Here is a 22,687-nt window from a genome sequence, read left to right as displayed (position 1 = left end):
GATTGCGCGGAATGGGCTTTTTTTGCCACAGGTCAATTCCCTTTCGCTGCGCTTTCCCTGATAATACGCCCCCGGTTTGCACACCGGGAATCCAGGAGAGTTCATGTACTACCCCTTCGTTCGTAAAGCCCTTTTCCAGTTCGATCCAGAACGCGCGCATGAATTAACGTTTCAGCAGCTGCGCCGTATTACCGGCACGCCGCTGGAAGCGCTTGTCCGCCAGCGTGTACCGGCAAAACCGGTGCAGTGCATGGGACTGACCTTTAAAAACCCGCTCGGTCTGGCCGCTGGTCTGGATAAAAACGGTGAGTGCATTGATGCGCTGGGCGCGATGGGGTTTGGCTCAATCGAGATTGGCACCGTGACGCCGCGCCCGCAGCCGGGAAATGATAAACCTAGGATCTTCCGCCTGGTGGAGGCTGAAGGGCTGATTAACCGCATGGGTTTTAACAATCTTGGCGTCGACAACCTGGTTGAGAATGTCAAAAAGGCGCATTTTGACGGCGTGCTCGGCATTAATATTGGCAAAAATAAAGATACGCCCGTTGAGCAGGGTAAAGATGACTACTTGATCTGCATGGAGAAAATTTACCCCTATGCCGGTTATATCGCCATCAATATCTCTTCGCCAAACACTCCCGGATTGCGCACCTTGCAATATGGCGAAGCGCTGGATGATTTACTCAGCGCCATTAAAATTAAGCAGAATGATCTGCAAGCTCGCCACCATAAATATGTTCCGGTGGCGGTGAAAATTGCGCCCGATCTTTCTGAAGAAGAGCTAATCCAGGTCGCTGACAGTTTAGTTCGCCACAATATTGATGGCGTTATTGCCACCAATACCACCCTCGACCGGGCATTGGTTCAGGGAATGAAGCACTGTGATGAAACCGGTGGTTTAAGTGGACGCCCTCTGCAATTAAAAAGTACGCAAATTATCCGACGTCTGTCACAAGAATTATCCGGGCGTTTACCGATTATTGGCGTCGGTGGAATCGACTCGGTGATCGCCGCGCGCGAGAAGATGGAAGCGGGCGCTTCGCTGGTACAAATTTATTCCGGTTTTATTTTTAAAGGCCCACCGCTGGTAAAAGAGATCGTCACTCACCTCTGATCTTTTTCCCCTCCTGCGCAACCAGGGCTTTATTTCCGGCCCTGGTTGTTTTATATTCCGTCACTGTTGCTAATTTAAACATTTCAGTCTTCAATTATTAAGTTAATAAGCGAGGCGGCACAACGGATGAAAAAACAACAGGATGTTTAGGGGGAAAGGGGGAAACAATGCGAATTAAACCTGACGATAATTGGCGCTGGTATTTTGATGAAGAGCACGATCGTATGATGCTCGATTTAGCCAATGGCATGTTATTTCGCTCCCGCTTTGCCCGTAAAATGCTGACGCCTGATGCCTTTTCCCCGTCTGGTTTTTGTGTTGATGACGCTGCGCTTTATTTCTCCTTCGATGAAAAATGCCGCGATTTAGAATTATCTAATGAGCAACGCGCCGAGCTGGTGCTCAACGCGCTGGTGGCAATCCGCTTTCTTAAACCGCAAATGCCGAAAAGCTGGCACTTTTTAAGCCACAACTCCCCCTGGACGCCCGGCACTGGCGACGGAGCCTGCGTCTGGTTAAGCGATACGCAGGAGTGCGTGAATTTGCTGGTGGTTGAGCCGGGAGAGAACGCGACGCTCTGCCTGCTGGCGCAGCCCGGCGTGGTGATTGCCGGGCGCACGATGCAGCTGGGCGATGCGATAAAAATCATGAACGATCGCCTGAAGCCGCAGCTTAATGCCGCGAGCCTCGCCCTTGAGCAGGCCGTTTAAGGTTCCAGCCGCAGCGATGTTTTCGGTACGCAGCTGCAACTGAGGATGGTGCCATCTTCGCCCAGGGCTGATTGTTTCAGCGCGCTCACTTCCCCTTCCACTAAACGTATCCGGCAACAGCCACAGATGCCTGCGCGACACGAGTAGGGCACGCGGATCCCCTGGTTTTCCAGCTGCTCCAGCAGCACCTGCTGATTGTTACCGCGAAAGGTCTGCCCCTGCCACTCAATGTCCACCGTGCCTGCGGGCTGCACGTCCGGCTCGAGCGATTCCACGACGGCACCCGCGCCGTAAACTTTGGCCGGGCCGGTGGCCAGTACCGCAACCTCATCGCCGGTACGAATCACGCCGCTATTGCGGGCGATCAAGTTCTGACCGAAATCGACGTCGCCATTATCCTGCGCCGTGCGGAATTTTTGCAGCGTAGCGAGCGGCTCACCGGCAGGGTGTTTCTGACCGCGCTCGGGGCTGACGGTGGTAAAGATGCAGCGGCTGCACGGTTTAACCACGTCAAACACCACGTCGCCAATGCGCACCACTTTCCAGCTATCCTCCTCCCACGCCTGCGCCCCGGTCACCACCAGATTGGGGCGAAACTGCTCCATCTGCACGCTGGCAGGGCACCGTTTTTGCAGATCGCGCAGCGAGGCTTCATTGGTTAACAGATAGGGAAAGCCATCGGCAAAGGAGAGGGGAACCTCTTCGTGGCGCTTAACGCGGCGGGTCGGATTTGTGCCCACCCAGCGCAGCTGCACCTCGCGGTCGAAAAAGCCGCTCAGCCACTGGTTGATGGCCGCAGGGGCAATCAGCGCGGTGAAGTGATTACCCCACACCTCAGTTGGCGCGGCGTCAGGGGCAAAATCTGCAAAGCGGATCACCGCACTACTGCCGTCGGGCGCGGTCAGATGCAGACCATCCGTTAAAGGCGAGGGCAGAAAACGCACCATCTGCGGAAACTGACGCGCAGTAATAAAGGTGCCATCAGGTTGCGTGACCATAAAAACCCGGTCAAACGCGAGGCCGCTGGCATCGGCGAGGGCATGCGTCAGGCCAATGCCGCGCATGGATTTCACCGGATGGATATAAAGACGTGAAAGCGTAGGCACGTCTTCCTCCCTGTTAGACGAAAATAAGCCCTCAACTTTATGACATGAGGGCGAGATTAGCTATAATGCGCAACAATTTTCGTAGAGTGTAAGTGACATTATGATTTCTCTGTTTGCCAGTACGGCCCGTGGGCTGGAAGAGCTGTTAAAAACTGAACTTGAAAAACTCGGTGCTATGGAGTGCCGCGTGGTTCAGGGTGGTGTCCATTTTGAAGGCGACACGCGGCTCCTGTACCAAAGCCTGATGTGGAGCCGCCTGGCCTCGCGCATTATGATGCCGTTGGGAGAGTGCAAGGTTTATAGCGACCTTGATCTCTATCTCGGCGTACAGGCGATCAACTGGACAGAGATTTTCAACCCGGGCGCGACCTTCGCCGTGCACTTCAGCGGGCTGAACGATGAGATCCGCAACAGCCAGTACGGCGCGCTGAAAGTGAAAGATGCGATTGTCGACAGCTTTACGCGCAAAAACCTGCCGCGCCCGAACGTCGAACGTGAAATGCCGGATCTGCGCATTAACGTCTGGCTGAACCAGGAAACGGCGCATATCTCTCTCGATCTGAGCGGCGAAGGCCTGCACCTGCGCGGCTACCGCGATCGTACCGGCATTGCGCCTATCAAAGAGAACCTGGCCGCAGCCATTGTGATGCGCTCCGGCTGGCAGCCGGGCACGCCGCTGCTCGATCCGATGTGCGGCTCCGGCACGCTGCTGATTGAAGCTGCCATGGCGGCAACCGATCGCGCACCTGGCCTGCACCGCGGTCACTGGGGTTTTAGCGGCTGGGCGCAGCATGACGATGCCATCTGGGGTGAAGTGAAAGCCGATGCGCAAAACCGCGCACGCGAGGGGTTGGCGGCGTATGAGTCCCGTTTTTATGGCTCCGACAGCGATGCCCGTGTCATCGAAAATGCCCGTAAAAACGCCCGTCGCGCCGGGATTGGCGAGCTGATTACCTTTGAAGCCAAAGATGTCGCGCAGCTCAGCAACCCATTGCCGCAAGGCCCGTACGGCACGGTTATCAGTAACCCACCTTACGGCGAGCGTCTGGAGAGCGAACCGGCGCTGATTGCCCTGCACAGCCTGCTGGGCCGTCTGCTGAAGGCGCAGTTTGGCGGCTGGAACCTGTCGCTGTTTAGCGCCTCGGTCGATCTGCTCAACTGCCTGCAGCTGCGCGCCGATCGTCAGTTCAAAGCCAAAAATGGCCCGCTCGACTGCGTACAGAAAAACTACCATCTGGCGGAAAACACCGGCGAAGCGAAAGCGCCAGCGATGGCGGAAGATTACGCTAACCGTCTGCGTAAAAACGTTAAGAAGCTGGAGAAGTGGGCGCGTCAGGAGGGGATTGAGTGTTATCGCCTGTATGATGCCGATCTGCCGGACTACAACGTTGCCGTCGACCGCTATGCTGACTGGGTGGTGGTGCAGGAGTACGCCGCGCCGAAAACCATCGATGCACAAAAAGCGCGTCAACGCCTGTTCGATATTATTGCCGCCACCATTCACGTGCTCGGTATTGCGCCTAACAAACTGGTGCTGAAAACCCGTGAGCGCCAGAAGGGCAATAATCAGTACCAGAAGATGAATGAGAAGGGCGACTTTATCGAGGTGAGCGAATATAACGCCCGCCTGTGGGTCAACCTGACGGATTATCTGGATACCGGCTTGTTCCTCGATCACCGTATTGCCCGCCGCATGCTGGGCCAGATGAGCAAAGGCAAAGATTTCCTCAACCTCTTCGCTTACACCGGCAGCGCCAGCGTTCATGCGGGTCTGGGCGGCGCGCGCTCGACCACCACCGTCGATATGTCCCGCACCTATCTCGAGTGGGCGGAGCGTAACCTGCGCCTCAATGGCTTAAGCGGTCGCGCGCATCGCCTGATCCAGGCCGATTGCCTCGGCTGGCTGCAGGAGACCGATGAGCAGTTCGATCTTATCTTTATCGATCCGCCAACCTTCTCCAACTCTAAGCGTATGGAAGAGTCTTTCGATGTGCAGCGCGATCATATGCGCCTGCTGGAAGACCTGAAACGCTTGATGCGTAAAGGGGGCACCATTATGTTCTCCAATAACAAACGCGGTTTCCGTATGGATCTCGACGGGCTGGCGAAGCTGGGGCTTAAAGCACAAGAAATTACCCAAAAAACGCAGTCGCAGGATTTTGCCCGCAACCGTCAAATCCACAACTGCTGGCTGATTACCGCAGCCTGAGAGGATAAATAGATGTCATTAATTAGTATGCACGGCGCGTGGCTCTCATTCAGCGACGCACCGCTTCTCGATAATGCGGAACTGCATATCGAAGAGAATGAGCGCGTCTGTCTGGTGGGCCGTAACGGCGCAGGCAAATCGACGCTGATGAAGATCCTCAACCGGGAAGTGAATCTTGATGATGGTCGCATTGTTTATGAACAGGATTTAGTTGTTGCACGTTTGCAGCAGGATCCGCCGCGCAATGTCAGCGGCAGCGTCTACGATTTCGTTGCCGAAGGTATCGAAGAGCAGGCAGAGTATCTCAAGCGTTATCACGAGGTCTCTCACCTGGTGATGACCGATCCGAGCGACAGAAACCTCGCTGAGCTGGCGCGCGTGCAGGAGATGCTGGATCACCACGGCCTGTGGCAGCTGGAGAACCGCATCAATGAAGTGCTGGCGCAGCTTGGCCTGACGGCTGATATGTCGCTCTCAGCACTCTCCGGCGGCTGGTTGCGTAAGGCGGCGCTGGGGCGTGCGCTGGTCAGCGGGCCGCGCGTGCTGCTGCTGGATGAGCCAACCAACCACCTCGATATTGAAACCATCGACTGGCTGGAAGGGTTCCTGAAGTCTTTCGGCGGCACCATTATCTTTATTTCCCATGACCGTTCGTTTATCCGCAATATGGCGACGCGCATTGTCGATCTCGATCGCGGCAAGCTGGTCTCCTATCCGGGCAATTACGACCAGTATCTGCTGGAGAAAGAGGAAGCGCTGCGCGTAGAGGATCTGCAAAACGCTGAGTTCGATCGCAAGCTGGCGCAGGAAGAGGTGTGGATCCGTCAGGGCATCAAGGCGCGTCGTACCCGTAACGAAGGGCGCGTGCGTGCACTGAAAGCGATGCGCCGCGAGCGCAGCGAACGCCGTGAGGTGATGGGCAGCGCAAAAATGCAGGTCGAAGAGGCATCCCGCTCAGGCAAGATCGTCTTCGAGCTGGAGCATGTTAATTACGGCATCGATGGTAAAGCGCTGGTGCGCGACTTCTCCACCCAGGTGCAGCGCGGCGATAAAATTGCGCTGATTGGCCCGAACGGCTGCGGTAAAACGACCCTGCTGAAGCTGATGCTTGAACAGTTGAAAGCCGATAGCGGCCGCGTTCACATTGGTACCAAGCTTGAAGTAGCCTATTTCGACCAGCATCGTGCTGAGCTTGATCCCGACAGAACCGTAATGGATAACCTGGCGGAAGGTAAACAAGAAGTGATGGTCAACGGCAAGCCGCGCCATATCCTTGGCTATCTGCAGGACTTCCTGTTCCATCCGAAGCGGGCAATGACGCCGGTACGCGCACTATCAGGCGGGGAGCGTAACCGTCTGTTGCTGGCGCGTCTGTTCCTGAAACCCAGCAACTTGCTGATTCTCGATGAACCGACCAACGACCTGGACGTGGAAACCCTCGAACTGCTGGAGGAGCTGATTGATAGCTACCAGGGCACGGTTCTGCTGGTGAGCCATGACCGTCAGTTTGTTGACAACACAGTGACCGAATGCTGGATCTTCGAAGGGGAAGGGCGCATTGGACAGTATGTTGGCGGCTATCATGATGCGCGCGGCCAGCAGGCTGCCTCGCAGGCGTTTAAACACTCTGCGGCGCAGAAAAGTGCCGAGGCGCCTGCCGCCAAAGCAGAAACTGTTAAACGCAGCGCCAACAAATTAAGCTATAACCTGCAGCGTGAGCTGGAACAGCTGCCGCAAAAGCTGGAACAGCTGGAAGCCGAGCTGGAAACCTTGCAGGCGCAGGTAGCCGATGCGAGTTTCTTCAGCCAGCCGCACGATCATACGCAAAAAGTCCTCGCTGACATGGCGTCAGCCGAGCAAGCACTGGAAGCGGCGTTTGAACGCTGGGAGTATCTGGAGGCGCTGAAAAACGGCGCATAGAGGAAAGCGGTATGTGTGAACACCACCACCATGGCACGCGCCACATTCTCTGCTCGCAATGTGACATGCTGGTGGCGTTACCGACGCTGCAACATGGACACCGGGCGGCGTGCCCGCGCTGCGGCACAACTCTGACGACCGAATGGCAGGAGCCGCGGCAGCGCCCGACGGCGTACGCCCTCGTCGCTCTGTTTATGCTGCTGCTCTCCAATCTTTTCCCCTTCGTCAATATGCAGGTGGCGGGTATTAGTAGCGAGGTGACGCTGCTTGAGATCCCAAGCGTCATGTTCTCAGAAGATTACGCCAGCCTCGGCACGCTCTTCCTGCTTTTCGTCCAGCTGGTGCCTGCCTTCTGCCTTATTACTATCCTGCTGCTGGTAAACCGGGTACGGATGGATTTTCGCCTCAAAATTGCGCTGGCGCGGGTGCTGTTTCAGTTAAAAAGCTGGGGCATGGCGGAGATTTTTCTTGCCGGGGTGCTGGTGAGCTTCGTTAAGCTGATGGCCTATGGCGATATCGGCATTGGCAGCAGTTTTATTCCGTGGTGCCTCTTCTGCCTGCTGCAACTGCGCGCGTTTCAGTGCGTCGATCGCCACTGGCTGTGGGATGACATCGCGCCTGCGCCTGTACTTGAGCAACCTCTGCGTGTGGGCATCACCGGCATCCGTCAGGGGCTGCGCTCGTGTCCCTGCTGTACGGCAATCGTACCGATGGATAATCCAGTTTGTCCGCGCTGTCATACGCGTGGTTATGCCCGGCGACGCCACAGCATTCAGTGGACGCTGGCGCTGCTCGTCACGGCGATCATGCTCTATCTGCCGGCTAATATTTTGCCGATCATGATAACGGATCTGCTGGGCGATCCGACGCCATCGACCATACTGGCGGGGGTGGTGTTGTTATGGAGCGAAGGCTCCTATCCCGTGGCGCTGGTGATTTTTATTGCCAGCATTATGGTGCCGACGCTGAAAATGATCGGCATTGCCTGGCTCTGTATTGATGCGAAGGGTTATGGCAGACGTGACAGCGAACGGATGCATTTTATTTATGAAGTGGTCGAGTTTGTCGGCCGCTGGTCAATGATTGATGTCTTTGTTATTGCAGTGCTATCTGCGTTAGTTCGCATTGGCGGGCTGATGAATATCTATCCTGCAATGGGTGCGCTAATGTTTGCGCTGGTCGTTATTATCACGATGTTTGCGGCGATGACTTTCGACCCGCGTCTCAGTTGGGATCGGGAGCCACAAACGCACCATGAGGAGTTGTCAGAGCATGGAGAATAAACAGGGCGAAGCCCAGGTGCAAAAAGTAAGGAACTGGTCGCCGGTCTGGATTTTCCCGATCGTGACCGCGCTGATTGGCGCCTGGATCCTCTTTTATCACTACAGCCATCAGGGTCCGGAAGTGACGCTGATCACCACTAATGCTGAGGGCATTGTCGGCGGGAAAACGACGATCAAGAGCCGCAGCGTAGATGTCGGCGTCGTAGAGAGTACAACGCTGACCGATGATTTAACCCATGTGGAGATCAAAGCACGGCTCAACTCCGGCATGGAAAAACTGCTGCATAACGACTCAGTATTCTGGGTGGTAAAACCGCAGGTCGGTCGGGAAGGTGTCAGCGGCCTCGGAACGCTGCTCTCGGGTGCCTATATTGAACTTCAGCCGGGTGCTAAAGGCAGCGTGCCCGATCAATATACCCTGCTGGATGCCCCTCCGCTGGCGCCGCCGGATGCTAAAGGCATCCGCGTGATCCTCGACAGCAACAAGGCGGGACAACTCTCACCCGGCGATCCGGTGCTTTTCCGTGGCTATCGTGTCGGTTCGGTTGAAACCAGTAACTTTGATACGCAAAAACGGACCATGACCTACCAGCTCTTTATCAATGCCCCGAACGATCGGCTGGTGACCAGCAATGTCCGTTTCTGGAAAGATAGCGGTATCGCTGTCGATCTCACCTCTGCCGGCATGCGTGTCGAAATGGGATCGCTGGCGACGCTGTTTGGCGGCGGCGTTAGTTTTGATATCCCGGATGGGCTGGACTTAGGACAGCCGGTGGCGGAGAAGAGCGCCTTTAAACTGTATGACGATCAGCGCAGTATTCAGGACTCGCTCTACACCGATCATGTCGACTACCTGATGTTCTTTAAAGATTCGATTCGCGGCCTGCAGCCGGGTGCGCCGGTGGAGTTCCGCGGTATTCGCCTTGGAACCGTGAGCAAGGTGCCGTTCTTTAACCCGGGCATGCGCCAGGCGCTGAACGATGATTACCGCATTCCGGTGCTGATCCGCATTGAGCCTGAGCGGCTGGCGAATCAGCTGGGACAGGATGCGGATATGACTGCGCACATGAAAGAGCTGCTTAATCGTGGCCTGCGCGCTTCCCTGAAGACCGGTAATATCGTCACCGGTGCGCTGTATGTCGATCTCGACTTCTACAACAACGCGCCGCCGATGAAAGAGTTTACTGAGTTTGAGGGCTACCCCATCATCCCAACGATGAGTGGCGGCCTGGCGCAGATCCAGCAGCGCCTGATGGATACGCTGGATAAGATTAACAACCTGCCGCTCAATCCGATGATTCAGCAGGCAACAAACACGCTGACGGAGAGCCAGCAAACTCTTAAACGTCTGCAAACGACGCTGGATAACCTGAATAAATTGACTGCCAGCCAGTCGATGCAGCAGCTTCCGGCGGACATGCAGTCCACGCTGCGCGAGCTTAATCGCAGTATGCAGGGCTTCCAGCCGGGCTCGGCCGCCTACAACAAGATGGTGGCGGATATGCAGCGTCTGGATCAGGTGTTACGGGAGCTTCAGCCGGTGCTGAAAACGCTGAACGATAAGAGCAATGCGCTGGTATTCGAAGCGAAAGGGAAAGACGATCCGCAGCCGAAGAGGGCGAAACAATGAGAAAGAGCGCACTGGCGATGCTTGTCCTGTTATTAGCCGCCTGCAGCAGCGGCGGCGATAACAAAAGTTACTACCAGCTACCTTCGCCGTCGGTAACCACGACGCAGTCGATGACCGGCCAAACCCAGGGCAACCGCCAGCTCTGGGTTGAGCAGGTCTCTGTGCCGGACTACCTGGCGGGAAATGGCGTGGTGTATCAAACCAGCGATGTTCAATACGTTATTGCCAATAACAACCTCTGGGCCAGCCCGCTCGATCAGCAGTTACGTAATACGCTGGTGGCGAATCTGGGCAACGCCTTACCCGGCTGGGTTGTGGCATCGCAGCCGCTGGGCAGCGAGCAGGATACGCTGAATGTGACGGTAACCGGTTTTCACGGCCGTTATGACGGGCGCGTTATTGTCAGCGGCGAATGGCTGCTTAAGCATCAGGGCAGTTTGATTAAGCGACCTTTCCACATCGAGCTTAAACAGCAAGAAGATGGTTACGATGCGATGGTGAAAACGCTGGCTCAGGGCTGGCAGCAGGAAGCTGCCAGTATCGCCGCGGAGCTGAATCGTCTGCCATAAGTAGATTTAATGATAAACGAGCCGCAACGGGACTTCACCTGTTGCGGCTTTTTTTTGTTTTTGAGCTCAGAAACTTAGTCAGGGAAACGTGCGTTTGTTGTACAAATGAAGTTTTGTCCAGGTCACATTTATGACACTGGCGTGAATTTTGCGCATTGACGACGCGGCCCATTCAGGGTATTTGTGACCTGTGGTTGCACATTAAGTGACCACTGTTTTCTTTTCCACCAGATAAAAGAATGAGGGAAACGAGGCATGAAGAGACAAAAACGCGATCGCCTGGAACGGGCACATCAACGTGGTTATCAGGCTGGTATTACGGGACGCTCTAAAGAGATGTGTCCGTACCAAACCCTGAATCAAAGGTCCGAGTGGCTTGGAGGCTGGCGACAGGCCATGGAGGACAGGGCAGTGACTGCCTGATTCTGTCTCTTTAGAAAAAGAAACCTCCGCAATGCGGAGGTTTCGCGTTTTGGCAGGGTAGCGCTGCTATCAGAAAGCAGAGGTGTCCTGGAACAGACCGACCTTCAGATCGGATGCTGTGTAGATAAGACGATCGTCAACCAGCACTTCACCATCAGCCAGACCCATGATCAAACGACGGTTTACGATGCGTTTGAAATGGATGCGGTAGGTGACTTTTTTCGCTGTTGGCAGAACCTGACCGGTAAATTTCACTTCACCTACGCCAAGCGCACGGCCTTTGCCTTCACCGCCCAGCCAGCCCAGGTAAAAACCAACCAGCTGCCACATAGCATCAAGACCGAGGCAGCCCGGCATAACCGGATCGCCGATAAAGTGGCAACCGAAGAACCACAGGTCCGGATTGATATCCAGTTCAGCTTCTACGTAGCCTTTATCGAAGTTACCGCCGGTCTCAGACATTTTGACCACACGGTCCATCATCAGCATATTCGGAGCCGGTAATTGCGGGCCTTTTTCGCCAAACAGTTCGCCGCGACCAGAGGCAAGAAGATCTTCTTTTGTATAGGATTCGCGTTTATCTACCATGTTCTTAATAAGCCTTATTTGTAATTTCGCACGCAGGATAGCTAACACGTGTACGCTGAACAAGTCCGATCAGTTAACAGTGAACTTAGTTAAGCCAGCGTAACGGCCAGGGAAAGCGATGGCGAGCCTCTTGTTGGGTTGCCTGCGCGATGCGTTCGAGAATGATTTGCTTGAGGTTAGTTTGCCCTTCAGCGTCCCATGCCAGACCCATTAATAAGGGTAGCGCATCTGTCACATCATCTACTGCCCAGATGGAAAATTGCTTCGCCTCAATGGCATCCAGCAGCTCCTGGCGTAAACATAAATGCCGCACATTCGCTGAAGGGATGATGACCCCTTGCTCGCCGGTCAGTTCACGCTGCTGGCAGATGGCAAAAAAGCCTTCAATCTTTTCATTTAAACCGCCAACGGGCTGGCAACGGCCGAACTGATCGACAGATCCTGTGATAGCAAGACGTTGATTAACCGGCACCTCTGCCAGCGCACTGATAAGTGCGCAGAGCTCAGCCATTGAAGCGCTGTCGCCATCCACTTCACTGTAAGACTGCTCAAAGGTGAGTGAGGCAGAGAAGGGTATTTGTTGCTCAAGATCCAGCTCTGAGATTAGAAACGCCTGCATGATCATCATCCCTTTCGCATGGATGTTCCCGCCGAGTTCTGCTTTGCGCTCAATATCATTGAATTCACCGTCACCGATATGCACAACGCAGCTGATGCGCGAGGGCTCGCCAAACGCGCGCGGATGGCCCGGGAATTCAATTACTGAAAGGGCATTAACCTGGCCGATACGTTCACCTTCGGTTTCGATAAGGATTTGCTCGAGCAGGATCTCATCCTGCATCCGCTCGGCAAGGAAACCCTCTCGCCACTCACGCTGAGCAAGCATCGAGGTCAGGGCATCGTTATCAAAGGTGTCGTCAGCCGTTAATGCCGCAACTTCGCGCAGTTGGCGCGAGAGCCACAAAGGGCAGAGCGGTAACGTTTCTTGATCGCCGGTATAACGCACGGCTTCACGAATTAACGTGGCCCAGGCATCCGCTGCCGGCGTCGGTAACTGTGCGGCGCTGGCCGTTTGTTCCACCCACTGACGCCATACGCGCAGCGTGTCGCTATCTGTAACCTGCAAGGTCTCTTCGTATTCGCTGTAAATCGCCTGGGCAGCGAGTTCCGGCTCCATCTCCTGGAACTCTGCCAGCGAGTCGCGCTCGCCGACCAGCACCACTTTCAGATCCAGCGGCATGGGCGGCACCGACACCGGAAGCGGGCGCGACTCGTCAAATGACACCCAGTCGAAACGGCGCTGCGTAACCATGGTTTTCAGGCGCATCCAGAGGAGTGGCTGGGCTAAAAGAGCACGCAACGAAATCAGCAATACGCCGCCGTTTGCCTGATGAACCAGGCCTGGCTGGAGGGTAATCTCTTGATTAAACTGACGCAGACAGCCGAAAAGCTGCTCGGCTTCAACCCAGTCGGCAACCACAACAGGTTGCTTACCGACGAAATTACTCGCGGGATCGGTAGTGGGTTCGAAACGCACAGTTGAGCCGTTAATATCGTACTGTCCGCCTAAAGGGGTGTGCGTGGCAGGCAGAAGCGAGGTGAGCGTTTCACCAATAAGCGTGAGATATTCGGCTTCTTCTGGCGCTTTTGTCAGTAAAAAGCGCGATGTTGCGCGCGGGTAGAGCAACTGCTCAAGCGCATAGTGCAATCGGGGCTGAGTATCGGCCAGTGAGAAGTCCGTTTCGCTCGCTAATGCGGACGATTCAAACACGTCCTGATAGCTATCTGTATCAGGAACCAGGTCGTTCCATTCAAGTTTTGTAGTGGTCAAAGTCGTTTTTTTAGTTAGCTGTAAAAGGCGGGATTATACCGTAAACGCTGGCGCATCACACAATGATTACAACTTTCAGCCAGCCTGACCCGGCAGATCGACTCTTCCTGGTGATTTCTTCTGAGCAGAGTCTTAAAAAACTGATATTCTGGACTCAGTTACGCGGTTACGTTGAGAGAGAAATGAAATATCAACAACTGGAAAATCTCGAAAGCGGCTGGAAATGGAAGTATCTGGTTAAAAAGCACCGTGAAGGGGAGTTAATCACCCGCTATGTGGAAGCCAGCGCGGCTAAAGAGGCCGTCGATAATTTATTGACCCTCGAAAATGAGCCCGTGCGCGTTAACGCCTGGATAGAGCAGCATATTAATCCGGCGTTGATCAACCGAATGAAGCAGACTATTCGTGCGCGTCGTAAGCGGCATTTCAATGCCGAGCATCAGCATACGCGTAAAAAATCAATCGACCTGGAGTTTGTTGTCTGGCAACGACTAGCGGGGCTGGCACAGCGCCGCGGGAAGACGCTTTCCGAAACGATTGTCCAGTTGATTGAGGATGCAGAGCATAAAGAGAAGTATGCGTCGAAAATGTCGACCATAAAGCACGACCTGCAGGCGCTGCTCGGAAAAGAGTAGTCACCGGGCTTCCTGACTCTTCCCATATCCAGACGCTACATAATAAAAAACCCCGCACAATGGCGGGGTTTTTTCTGACGGAGAACTTAAGCCTGCGGCTGAGTTACAACGTCTTTGATACCTTTAACTTCGATCTCAACGCGACGATCCGGACCCAGGCAATCGATCAGAGCAGCGCGTGCTTTGACGTTGTCACAGGTGTTGCCGGTAACCGGGTTGGATTCACCCATGCCACGTGCGGAGATTTTGTTAGCCGGGATACCTTTAGAAACCAGGTAATCAACAACGGACTGAGCACGTTTCTCAGACAGACCCTGGTTGTAAGAGTCAGAACCGATGCGGTCGGTGAAGCCCAGAACCACTACGGAACCGTCTTTCGGATCCAGGTTGCTCAGCTGGCTGTACAGCTGATCCAGTGCCTGCTGACCTTCCGGTTTCAGGGTTGCTTTGTTGAAAGTGAACAGAACGTCAGACTTCAGAGTGAAGTGCTTGGTCTGTACTTCCGGAGCCGGAGCCGGAGTCGGAGCAACTACCGGTGCGGAATCTTCCTGCTGACCGAAACGGTAAGAAACACCCAGGCTCAGCAGACCGTTGTCCGGACGACCACCAACGGTGTTCGCGTCACCAATGTTGTTGGTCCATTGGTATTCCAGACGGGTAGCGATATCACGGGTAACTGCCCACTCAACACCACCAGCGAAGACCGGAGAAACGCCGGTATCGTGATCTTTGAAGCCCTGGTTGTTTTTAGCGTCTGCACGCCAAACCATACCACCCAGACGGGTGTACAGATCAACGTCATCAGCAATCGGGTAACCCAGTTTAGCGGTCAGCTGAACGCCCTGAGCTTTGAATGCGCCGTTTACATCGCTGCCTTTGTACGGCATGCGACCCAGCCAGTCATAGCCCATTTCAAAGCCAACGTACGGGTTAACCTGATAACCACCGAACGCACCAGCGCCTAACTGGCTCTCGTGAGTCGGGCCATTGTTAGGGATCTGGTTGTTACCAACATCGTGGAACTGAGACCAGCCCAGTTTAGCACCGGTGTACCAGGTGTTATCTTTCGGAGCGGCCTGCGCTACGGTAGCGAAGCCAGCCAGTGCCACTGCAATCGCGATAGCTGTCTTTTTCATTTTTTGCGCCTCGTTATCATCCAAAAATCGCCATGGAAATCTCGTCGAGAAGTCACGGTTAAATCCTTCACCGGGGGCATTGCTCACTGACAACTCTGCAGATATCTTTACCGATATCTTTGGCTTATGCCGAGCACCCCTGGCGATGTAAAGTCTACAACGTAGTTGGAAACTTACAAGTGTGAAGTCCGTCAGGCATATGAAAAAAAAGGCTTTGTGTACACAAAATTTAACATTTGTGCTCAAATATCGTTCATCATTGATGAGTGGCAAACCACGCCGCACAAGCTTTGCGGCTCTATTTAGCTAATAAATAGGGGATGCTGGCCGAGGCGAAAAATAATCCCAGGAAAACTCCTAAATTTACTCAATGATACAAAATTGAGTGAATTTTTATCCCGGAAAGCTGTCTCGCAGCGAGGGGATTGCGACGAATTGGACGCATAACAAAGCCAATCGCATTGCCCTCTTCGGCTGCCGATGCCAGGCGGCGATGCTCATCTTCCGTCAACTCCTCAGTATGCCAGCCGATGACAACGCTGAAATTACCGGTACGTAACGCGCGGATCATGGAGTCCAGCGTGACCCCGGGAGAGAGTTGATTAATCTGCATCACTTTAGTCAACGGCAAGCCCGCAGATTGAACCCATTCACGGCTTAATTTCTGTTGCGGTGTTAACCACAGCTGCCAGCGTGACTGCTGACCAAGCTGCTGCAGCAATGGCAGCAGTAATAACTGAGTCATCATGGGCTGGTCTTCATGGTAAACCACTTCGCTAATCAGCCCGGTAGCGAGAGTAGTCGATTCGCTCTGGTTCAATGTATTAATCGCGGAAGCGGATGTTTTAGAACGATTTGCATAGCCTGAAGTGTGCATAAGCAATCCAGCCCTCTGAGTTACTGTATAAACATACAGTACCCGTACAGTGTTTAAAGATCAACCTCAATTTCTGAAAGCATCTCGCATTTTTGTTTTGTGAATGCGGCTCAATACAAAATTTGCTTGCCGTCGCGCGCACAGTTGCCTATGTTCCTGATTACTGGATCCGCTCACGGAAAAACGCATTACCAGGTGATTTATAAAGGAAAAATCATGGAAGACTTATCTTATCAACGGATATATCAATCGCGCGAATATCTCACTTCACTCGGTCAAATTAGCCATCGCGCCCACTTTGGTGGTTATAGCCTTGCAGTGGATAACATCGTTTTTGCGATGATAGCCGAGGGGGAACTTTACTTACGCGCCTGTGATGAAAGCGCACAGTATGATGTAGTCCGGCGTGCACCACTTTTAAGTCTCAACAAGCGGGGGCGTCAGATATCGTTAAATTATTTTTATGTCAGCGATAGTGTATGGGGTGACCGCGGCTTGCTGCTGAAGCTTTCTACGCTTGCGCTTGATGCGGCAAAACGGGAGAAAGCGCAGCGCGCAAAACTTTTTCGTCTGCGCGATCTACCCAATATCTCCAGTCAACTCGAGTTTCAATTGCAGCAGGCCGGCATCAAAGATGCGCAAATCCTGCGGCTACTTGGTGCAAAAGTTTGCTGGCTCCGACTTCGGAAAATGAACAAACAGCTCAGTGTAAAAGTGTTATTTGCACTGGAAGGGGCCATTGTAGGCATTCATGAAGCAGCGCTTCCGGCAAGTCGACGGCAGGCGCTGCTTGAGTGGTCTAATGATGTGATGAATAAAGGAGCAAACCCTCTCTAAACTATTTGGTTTTTTAAACGAGAAACCTCCGGCAATAACGCTATCAACAGGCCAACCTGTTGTAATACCAGCGGCTCTTTGCTGTCAGGGCGCGGATCCAGTTGCTTGATGCGCTGCGATAAATCAGCAAGCGCATCCTGCACCCGCCCCTGATCGGCAGGCGAATGGTGGAGGGCATCATCTACATAACACACCGCGTCATCCAATAGACGCAACGCTTCAGGTTGGGTTAATTGCTCGCGATGAGCTCCCAGCGCAGAAATGTAGCTTATAAAGGTCTGATTAAGGCAAAGCAATCTGAACGCCACTTCACGCAGTTCAGGTGAGGTGCCAGGTTCTGAAGACATATTCGACACGACTGAAGCCAGTTCGGCATCGCGGTTGTAAGCGTTACGCCTGGCGATGCGATAGGCAAGCCGGTTATCACGCCCCTGATGATACTGCTCGAGAATCGCGTCAAGATAACGGCAGTTAGCGTTAAACGCCTTCTCCGTGACGCTCGCAAGGTTTCTGAAGCGCCAGTCCGGCCAAATAAAACTTACTGCCGCCCAGGCGATAGCGCAGCCAATTAACGTATCAATGATGCGCGGGATAGCCACTTCGAATCCCTCGCCGAGCAGGTTGAAACAGAGTAATACCAGCAGCGTGATGAACATTGTGGCATGGGCATATTGCACCGTGCGGAATGAGAAAAAGAGCACGCCGGTAATAACAATCAGCAGCAACTGCCCCTCTTGCGAAGGAACAAAATAGAGCACCGGCAAACCTATCGCCACGCCAACCAGCGTGCCGATGACGCGCAAGCTCAGACGATGGCGCGTCGCATTGTAGTTCGGCTGACAAACGAACAGGCTGGTTAACAGGATCCAGTAGCCATGTTGTAAACCGGTGAGATGGATAAAGGCGTAGCCGATACAGAGCACGACCGACATACGCACCGCATGGCGAAACAGGGCAGATTCAGGTGTCAGGTTTTGGCGCAGGCGTAACCAGACGTCGTTTAAGCCGTTCAGGCTGTCGTCTGCGAGCTGATTTTCCGTCTCGCCATGCGCCTGAGGATGAGGCTGTCCTGATTCAATCGCTGCCAGTTGTGCGTCGATGGCGCGTAGATTATCCAGTAAAAAACCGAGCGCTTTGACATGTTCGGGAGTCGTTTCCCCGCTGCTTTTTATCCGCGCCAGCGCGGCGTCAAGGTGAAGGAATACCCGCTCAAAACGGCTGTCATGCTGATAGGGTTCACGCAGCAAAATAGCGCGGGAGAGCTGTGCGCAGGCCTGAGATTGCATCGAAAGGAGGCGTTGAAAGCGGAACATAACGTCGCTATAGCGAAAATGCTCGCGCAGGGTTTGATACTGAATGTGCGATGAGCTCGCGCGTTCATGGATATCTTGTGCCGCAAAGTAGTAATGCAGCGCCTGGCGCGTGCTTCGCTGTCCACGATCGCCTCGTAAACGCGTGAGCATTGTGCCCTTCGTCTGATTAAGCGTAGTGACCAGTTGGCTATTTGATAAGGCGAGTTCATATAAAGGTGCCTGACTGGGTTCCTCAATATCAGGATCGAAAAGGCGTGATTTCAACTCCAGATAGTGGGCAAGCTGCTCATAGCACCGCGCCAGATTGTCCTGTAGCGCGCGAACGGGGAAAACCAGATGCCCGATCAGCGTCAGTAGGTTGAACCACACGGCGCCAGCCAGCAACAGCAAGGGTTGCTGGTACCAGTGCTCGAAAAGCGAGACGCCCAGCATGGTGTAAACAGCAATCAGCAGCGCACCAAAGGCAATAGTGGCATATCGTTGACCTAACCCACCCAGCAAGATAAAGCCGATAGTTGAGCTTACCAGGCCAAGCGCGAATAGCCATGGCCAGGGGAATAGCAACTCCACCGATGCCGAAGCGATAAAAAAGGAGACCAGCGTGATGACCAGGTTTTTTAACCGCCCGGTAAGGCGGTCATCGAGGTCGGCCAGCGCCGCGGCAACCACGCCAAGAGTTAATGGAATGGTCAGTTTAACTTCGCCAAGGTGCCACGGTAACGCAGCGGTGCCGCAAAGGGCGATAAAGATCCTGACGTTATACAGCCAGGCGCTGTTCCATGTGTAACGGCGAAGCAAGGGGCTCAACATAGGATGGGATCCGATTACTGAAAACGACGACGCGCGTTGGCTTCACGTGCAGCCCGTGCCGTTTCAACGGAAACAACACGACGCCCTACTGGCCATAACGCGATAGCGGCGATTTTAAAATTCGCCACACCAACCGGGATGCCAATAATTGTCAGGCATTGAGTCACGCCGGCAATGATATGCATCAAGCAAAGCCACCAGCCGAACAGGATAAACCAGACAACATTCAGTAAGGTTCCCCCCGCGTTCAGCAGACCATTCTTACCGTCTGGAGAGAGTTCATCGACATGAACCGCCTCATTTCCCCACGGAATCAGGGAGAGCTTGGTGATCTCCCAGCATGAACGCGTGAGCGGAAGGGTCACGATTAACAGCACGCTAACAACAGTTGCCACCAGCCAGCCCAGTGTCGTGGCAAAACCACCGAGGACAAAATTCAGGATATTCAAAATGGTACGCATAAAACCTCATTTGAGTTCCGGGTACTGATCATTGCGGCAATTGTAACGATTTTTTGGACTGGAGCACCAATTCTCTGACAGGTAAACTGGCAATAATTGTCACAAGCTGAGATCACCAAGAGATGGAACTGAAAGCGACTTCCCTGGGAAAACGCCTGGCGCAGCACCCTTACGATCGCGCGACCATCCTGCATGCAGGTATAAAAGTAGCGGGCGACCGCCATGAATACCTCATTCCCTTCAACCAATTATTGGCGATTGAATGTAAGCGGGGCCTGGTTTGGGGAGAGATGGAGTTTCAGCTGGCTGATAACAAAGTGGTGCGCTTGCATGGCACCGAGTGGAGTGACACGCAGCGTTTTTACCACCTTCTGAACGAACGCTGGCGCAGCTGGAGCGCGGAGATGAGCGAGGTAGCGGCAGAACTCCTGTCGGGACAGCTGGCGCTTATCTCTGAACGTATCGATCCGTCCAGATGGTTGACGCGTAGCCAGTTGACCGGCGTACAGCATCAGCTGCAGGAGGCTTTTTCTGCGCTTCCGATACCCACCAGCCGTCTGTCTGAGTTTGATAATTGCCGCACGCTCTGGCAACAGTGCCAGGCATGGTTGCTGGATGTTGAAGGACGTCGGGCGGAACATAATCACGCCTTTACCGAAACGATGTTGAAGCAGTATGCGAGCTTTTTTGAACAGGTTGAAAGCTCGCCTCTGAATCCGGCGCAAGCGAGAGCCGTGGTCAATGGCGAGCACTCTCTTCTGGTATTGGCTGGGGCTGGCAGCGGCAAAACCTCGGTGCTGGTGGCGCGCGCCGGTTGGCTACTGGCACGCGGCGAGGCATCTGCCGATCAAATTCTTCTGCTCGCTTTTGGCCGTAAAGCAGCCCAGGAGATGGATGAGCGCATTCGCGAGCGGTTGCATAGCGATGAGATCACCGCGCGAACTTTTCATGCGCTGGCTCTCTATATCATTCAGCAAGGCAGCAAGAAAGTGCCTGCACTGAGCGAGCTGGAAAACGACACTAACGCACGATTGGCGCTGTTAACCCAAACCTGGGTGCAGCAGTGCAGCGAGAAAAAAGCGCAGGCTAAAGGGTGGCGGCAGTGGCTGGAAGAGGAGCTGGGCTGGCATATTCCTGAAGGGAATTACTGGGATGACGAGGCGTTACAGCGGCGAGTTGCACCACGTTTGGACCGCTGGATAAGTTTGATGCGCATGCATGGTGGCGCTCAGGCGGAAATGATTGCCAGCGCGCCGGAAGAGATACGCGATCTCTTTGCCAAACGCATCAAATTAATGGCTCCATTGCTAAAAGCATGGAAGAGCGCGCTTAAGGAAGAGAACGCCGTCGACTTTTCGGGTCTTATTCATCAGGCCATTAACGTGCTGGAAAAAGGACGCTTTATCAGCCCGTGGAAGCATATTCTGGTGGATGAGTTCCAGGATATTTCACCCCAGCGCGCTGCTCTGCTGGCGGCGTTACGCAAACAGAATACGCAAACAACGCTTTTTGCAGTCGGCGATGACTGGCAGGCCATCTACCGCTTCAGCGGCGCGCAACTTTCGCTTACCACCGCTTTTCATCACTATTTTGGTGAAGGCGATCTCTGTGCCCTTGATACAACGTATCGCTTTAATTCCCGCATCGGTGAAGTGGCGAACCGCTTTATTCAGCAAAACCCCGCGCAGCTTGCCAAGCCGCTTAACAGCTTGCTGGCAGGTGATAAAAAATCCGTGACGCTGCTGGCAGAGGATCAACTTGATGCGCTGCTTGATAAGCTAAGCGGCTTCGCGAAGCCGGAGGAGCGGATCCTGCTGCTGGCCCGCTATCATCACGCCAGGCCGAAAAGCCTCGACAAAGCGGTTACGCGATGGCCGAAACTGCAACTGGATTTTATGACTGTCCATGCCAGCAAAGGGCAGCAGGCGGACTATGTCATTATTGTTGGGTTAAAAGAGGGGCCGGACGGGTTCCCTGCTCCAGCGCGGGAATCAATTATGGAACAGGCGCTTTTGCCTGAGGAAGAGGAATTTCCTGACGCGGAAGAGCGTCGTCTGCTCTATGTTGCACTGACGCGAGCACGTAAACGCGTATGGTTACTCTTCAATAAGGATGAACCATCACGCTTTGTTGAAATACTCAAATCGCTGGATGTACCCGTTGCCAGGAAGCCCTGAACGCAGGCGGCTTTGCCGCCTGACGTTACTTCAACCGCTCAGCCAGATAGCGCTGATAGTCTGGAATCAAAATATCAACGCTGTGGTTAAATTGCGGGGATTCGATAATAAAATCGGCGGTTGAGAGGTTGGTTGCCACTGGAATATTCCATACCGTTGCCAGGCGAAGCAGGGCTTTTACATCAGGATCGTGAGGTACCGCATTTAGTGGATCCCAGAAGAAAATAAGTACGTCGATTTTACCTTCGGAGATGAGTGCGCCGACCTGCTGATCGCCACCCATCGGGCCGCTTAACATCGCATTCACTTCCAGCCCGGTTGCACGTTGAATCAAATTGCCGGTAGTGCCGGTTGCATACAGTTGATGTGCTGCCAGCACGGGCTGGTGCCGCTCAACCCATTTCATTAATAACTGCTTGCAGTGATCGTGCGCGACAAGGGCGATGTTCTTGCGTACGGGTAGCGTACGAGTGGTTGATTCCATGATCTATTTCCGTCAGTGATGTTTGCTACAGATTACTGGAAGCACTTGATGCTGCAAGAGAAGCGAATAAAAAAAACAGAAAATGGTTGAGTTACCCCGATTGATTTACACTTTGTGAAATCAAGCGGAGGAAATGATGAAAGAGACCGATATTGCCGAGATTTTACGCGCTACGCACACCATCGCTCTGGTTGGCGCAAGCGACAAACCCGATCGTCCCAGCTACCGCGTCATGAAGTACCTGTTAGATCAGGGCTATCATGTGATCCCAGTCTCACCAAAAGTGGCGGGAACGACGCTATTGGGGCAGCAGGGGTATGCCACGCTGGCAGAAGTGCCAGAAAAAATTGATATGGTGGATGTGTTCCGCAACTCTGAAGCCGCATGGGACGTTGCGCAAGAGGCCATCGCCGTGGGGGCGAAAACGTTATGGATGCAGCTGGGCGTGATTAACGAGCAGGCTGCTGTGCTGGCGCAGGAAGCGGGGTTAAACGTAGTGATGGATCGCTGCCCGGCGATTGAAATCCCACGGCTGGGTTTGGCTAAATAAAAAAATACCCCGCCGGTTGCGGGG

General features: G+C 53.9%; 20 protein-coding genes. 12 read left to right on the top strand and 8 right to left on the bottom strand.

Annotation, left to right across the window (positions count from 1 at the left end):
- The first annotated feature begins 103 nt into the window (after positions 1-103).
- The gene (pyrD, locus tag N7V53_RS02685) at positions 104-1,114 is read left to right on the top strand and encodes a quinone-dependent dihydroorotate dehydrogenase (RefSeq protein ID WP_023481354.1); all 1,011 of its coding nucleotides are present in this window, start codon (positions 104-106) and stop codon (positions 1,112-1,114) included.
- Positions 1,115-1,281: 167 nt separating this feature from the next.
- Positions 1,282-1,824 carry a cell division protein ZapC gene (zapC, locus tag N7V53_RS02680; RefSeq protein WP_023481804.1) on the top strand — a complete coding sequence of 181 codons (543 nt, stop codon included), beginning with the start codon at positions 1,282-1,284 and terminating at the stop codon, positions 1,822-1,824.
- Here zapC and N7V53_RS02675 read toward each other — a convergent pair.
- Complete coding sequence (locus N7V53_RS02675) at positions 1,821-2,930, bottom strand: YcbX family protein (RefSeq protein WP_279791930.1); 1,110 nt, start codon at positions 2,928-2,930, stop codon at positions 1,821-1,823. The two genes, zapC and N7V53_RS02675, sit on opposite strands and share 4 nt — an antisense overlap.
- Positions 2,931-3,030: 100 nt before the next feature.
- Between N7V53_RS02675 and rlmKL the strand changes: the two genes are divergently transcribed.
- From rlmKL to rmf, 6 genes are all read left to right on the top strand, one after another.
- Positions 3,031-5,139 carry a bifunctional 23S rRNA (guanine(2069)-N(7))-methyltransferase RlmK/23S rRNA (guanine(2445)-N(2))-methyltransferase RlmL gene (gene rlmKL / locus N7V53_RS02670; protein ID WP_279791929.1) on the top strand — a complete coding sequence of 703 codons (2,109 nt, stop codon included), beginning with the start codon at positions 3,031-3,033 and terminating at the stop codon, positions 5,137-5,139.
- A 12-nt stretch (positions 5,140-5,151) separates the two neighbouring features.
- On the top strand, positions 5,152-7,059 hold the full coding sequence (locus tag N7V53_RS02665; RefSeq protein WP_279791928.1) for an ABC transporter ATP-binding protein: 1,908 nt from the start codon (positions 5,152-5,154) through the stop codon (positions 7,057-7,059).
- A gap of 11 nt (positions 7,060-7,070) precedes the next feature.
- Positions 7,071-8,342, top strand: coding sequence for a membrane integrity-associated transporter subunit PqiA (pqiA, locus tag N7V53_RS02660; RefSeq protein ID WP_023481363.1), 1,272 nt, complete (start codon positions 7,071-7,073; stop codon positions 8,340-8,342).
- Entirely contained in the window at positions 8,332-9,972 is a 1,641-nt protein-coding gene (gene pqiB / locus N7V53_RS02655; RefSeq protein ID WP_270220624.1) for an intermembrane transport protein PqiB, read from the top strand. The genes pqiA and pqiB overlap by 11 nt, the downstream gene beginning before the upstream one ends.
- Positions 9,969-10,541 carry a membrane integrity-associated transporter subunit PqiC gene (pqiC, locus tag N7V53_RS02650; protein ID WP_094420316.1) on the top strand — a complete coding sequence of 191 codons (573 nt, stop codon included), beginning with the start codon at positions 9,969-9,971 and terminating at the stop codon, positions 10,539-10,541. Before pqiB ends, pqiC begins: the two co-directional genes overlap by 4 nt.
- 255 nt (positions 10,542-10,796) lie before the next feature.
- The gene (gene rmf / locus N7V53_RS02645; RefSeq protein ID WP_023481470.1) at positions 10,797-10,964 is read left to right on the top strand and encodes a ribosome modulation factor; all 168 of its coding nucleotides are present in this window, start codon (positions 10,797-10,799) and stop codon (positions 10,962-10,964) included.
- 69 nt (positions 10,965-11,033) lie between these two features.
- Here the strand turns inward: rmf and fabA are convergent, their stop codons facing one another.
- Both fabA and N7V53_RS02635 read right to left on the bottom strand, forming a co-directional pair.
- A complete protein-coding gene (gene fabA / locus N7V53_RS02640) occupies positions 11,034-11,552 on the bottom strand; it encodes a bifunctional 3-hydroxydecanoyl-ACP dehydratase/trans-2-decenoyl-ACP isomerase (RefSeq protein ID WP_023481591.1) in 519 nt (172 codons plus the stop codon).
- 85 nt (positions 11,553-11,637) lie between these two features.
- Positions 11,638-13,383, bottom strand: a complete 1,746-nt coding sequence (locus tag N7V53_RS02635; protein WP_279791924.1) for a Lon protease family protein — start codon at positions 13,381-13,383, stop codon at positions 11,638-11,640.
- Between the two features lie 182 nt (positions 13,384-13,565).
- On the opposite strand from N7V53_RS02635, the gene matP reads away from it, so the two are divergent.
- Complete coding sequence (gene matP / locus N7V53_RS02630; protein ID WP_023481810.1) at positions 13,566-14,018, top strand: macrodomain Ter protein MatP; 453 nt, start codon at positions 13,566-13,568, stop codon at positions 14,016-14,018.
- 86 nt (positions 14,019-14,104) lie between these two features.
- Here the strand turns inward: matP and ompA are convergent, their stop codons facing one another.
- Both ompA and sulA read right to left on the bottom strand, forming a co-directional pair.
- Positions 14,105-15,154: a porin OmpA gene (gene ompA, locus N7V53_RS02625; protein WP_023481315.1), complete on the bottom strand. Its 1,050-nt coding sequence runs from the start codon at positions 15,152-15,154 to the stop codon at positions 14,105-14,107.
- A gap of 367 nt (positions 15,155-15,521) precedes the next feature.
- Positions 15,522-16,031 (bottom strand): SOS-induced cell division inhibitor SulA, encoded by a 510-nt coding sequence (sulA, locus tag N7V53_RS02620; protein WP_279791922.1) that lies wholly within the window; start codon positions 16,029-16,031, stop codon positions 15,522-15,524.
- Positions 16,032-16,247: 216 nt separating this feature from the next.
- Here sulA and N7V53_RS02615 point away from each other — a divergent pair, with 216 nt between their 5' ends.
- Positions 16,248-16,868: a TfoX/Sxy family DNA transformation protein gene (locus tag N7V53_RS02615; RefSeq protein ID WP_279791920.1), complete on the top strand. Its 621-nt coding sequence runs from the start codon at positions 16,248-16,250 to the stop codon at positions 16,866-16,868.
- Here the strand turns inward: N7V53_RS02615 and yccS are convergent.
- Both yccS and N7V53_RS02605 read right to left on the bottom strand, forming a co-directional pair.
- On the bottom strand, positions 16,865-18,991 hold the full coding sequence (gene yccS, locus N7V53_RS02610) for a YccS family putative transporter (protein ID WP_279791918.1): 2,127 nt from the start codon (positions 18,989-18,991) through the stop codon (positions 16,865-16,867). The genes N7V53_RS02615 and yccS overlap by 4 nt on opposite strands.
- 14 nt (positions 18,992-19,005) lie before the next feature.
- Positions 19,006-19,452, bottom strand: a complete 447-nt coding sequence (locus tag N7V53_RS02605; protein WP_279791917.1) for a YccF domain-containing protein — start codon at positions 19,450-19,452, stop codon at positions 19,006-19,008.
- 122 nt (positions 19,453-19,574) lie between these two features.
- Here N7V53_RS02605 and helD point away from each other — a divergent pair, with 122 nt between their 5' ends.
- The gene (gene helD, locus N7V53_RS02600) at positions 19,575-21,629 is read left to right on the top strand and encodes a DNA helicase IV (RefSeq protein ID WP_279791915.1); all 2,055 of its coding nucleotides are present in this window, start codon (positions 19,575-19,577) and stop codon (positions 21,627-21,629) included.
- 25 nt (positions 21,630-21,654) lie between these two features.
- Here helD and mgsA read toward each other — a convergent pair whose 3' ends face one another.
- Positions 21,655-22,113, bottom strand: a complete 459-nt coding sequence (mgsA, locus tag N7V53_RS02595; protein ID WP_023481788.1) for a methylglyoxal synthase — start codon at positions 22,111-22,113, stop codon at positions 21,655-21,657.
- A gap of 136 nt (positions 22,114-22,249) precedes the next feature.
- On the opposite strand from mgsA, the gene N7V53_RS02590 reads away from it, so the two are divergent.
- Positions 22,250-22,663 carry a CoA-binding protein gene (locus tag N7V53_RS02590; protein ID WP_279792713.1) on the top strand — a complete coding sequence of 138 codons (414 nt, stop codon included), beginning with the start codon at positions 22,250-22,252 and terminating at the stop codon, positions 22,661-22,663.
- The last annotated feature ends 24 nt before the right edge of the window (positions 22,664-22,687 follow it).

Origin of the sequence: Kosakonia sp. HypNH10 (assembly GCF_029850615.1) — a bacterium.
In the GTDB taxonomy this organism is placed as follows: Bacteria; Pseudomonadota; Gammaproteobacteria; order Enterobacterales; family Enterobacteriaceae; genus Kosakonia; species Kosakonia cowanii.
The sequence above is the reverse complement of the archived record's forward strand: the minus strand, read 5'-3'. Positions and strand labels throughout refer to the sequence as shown.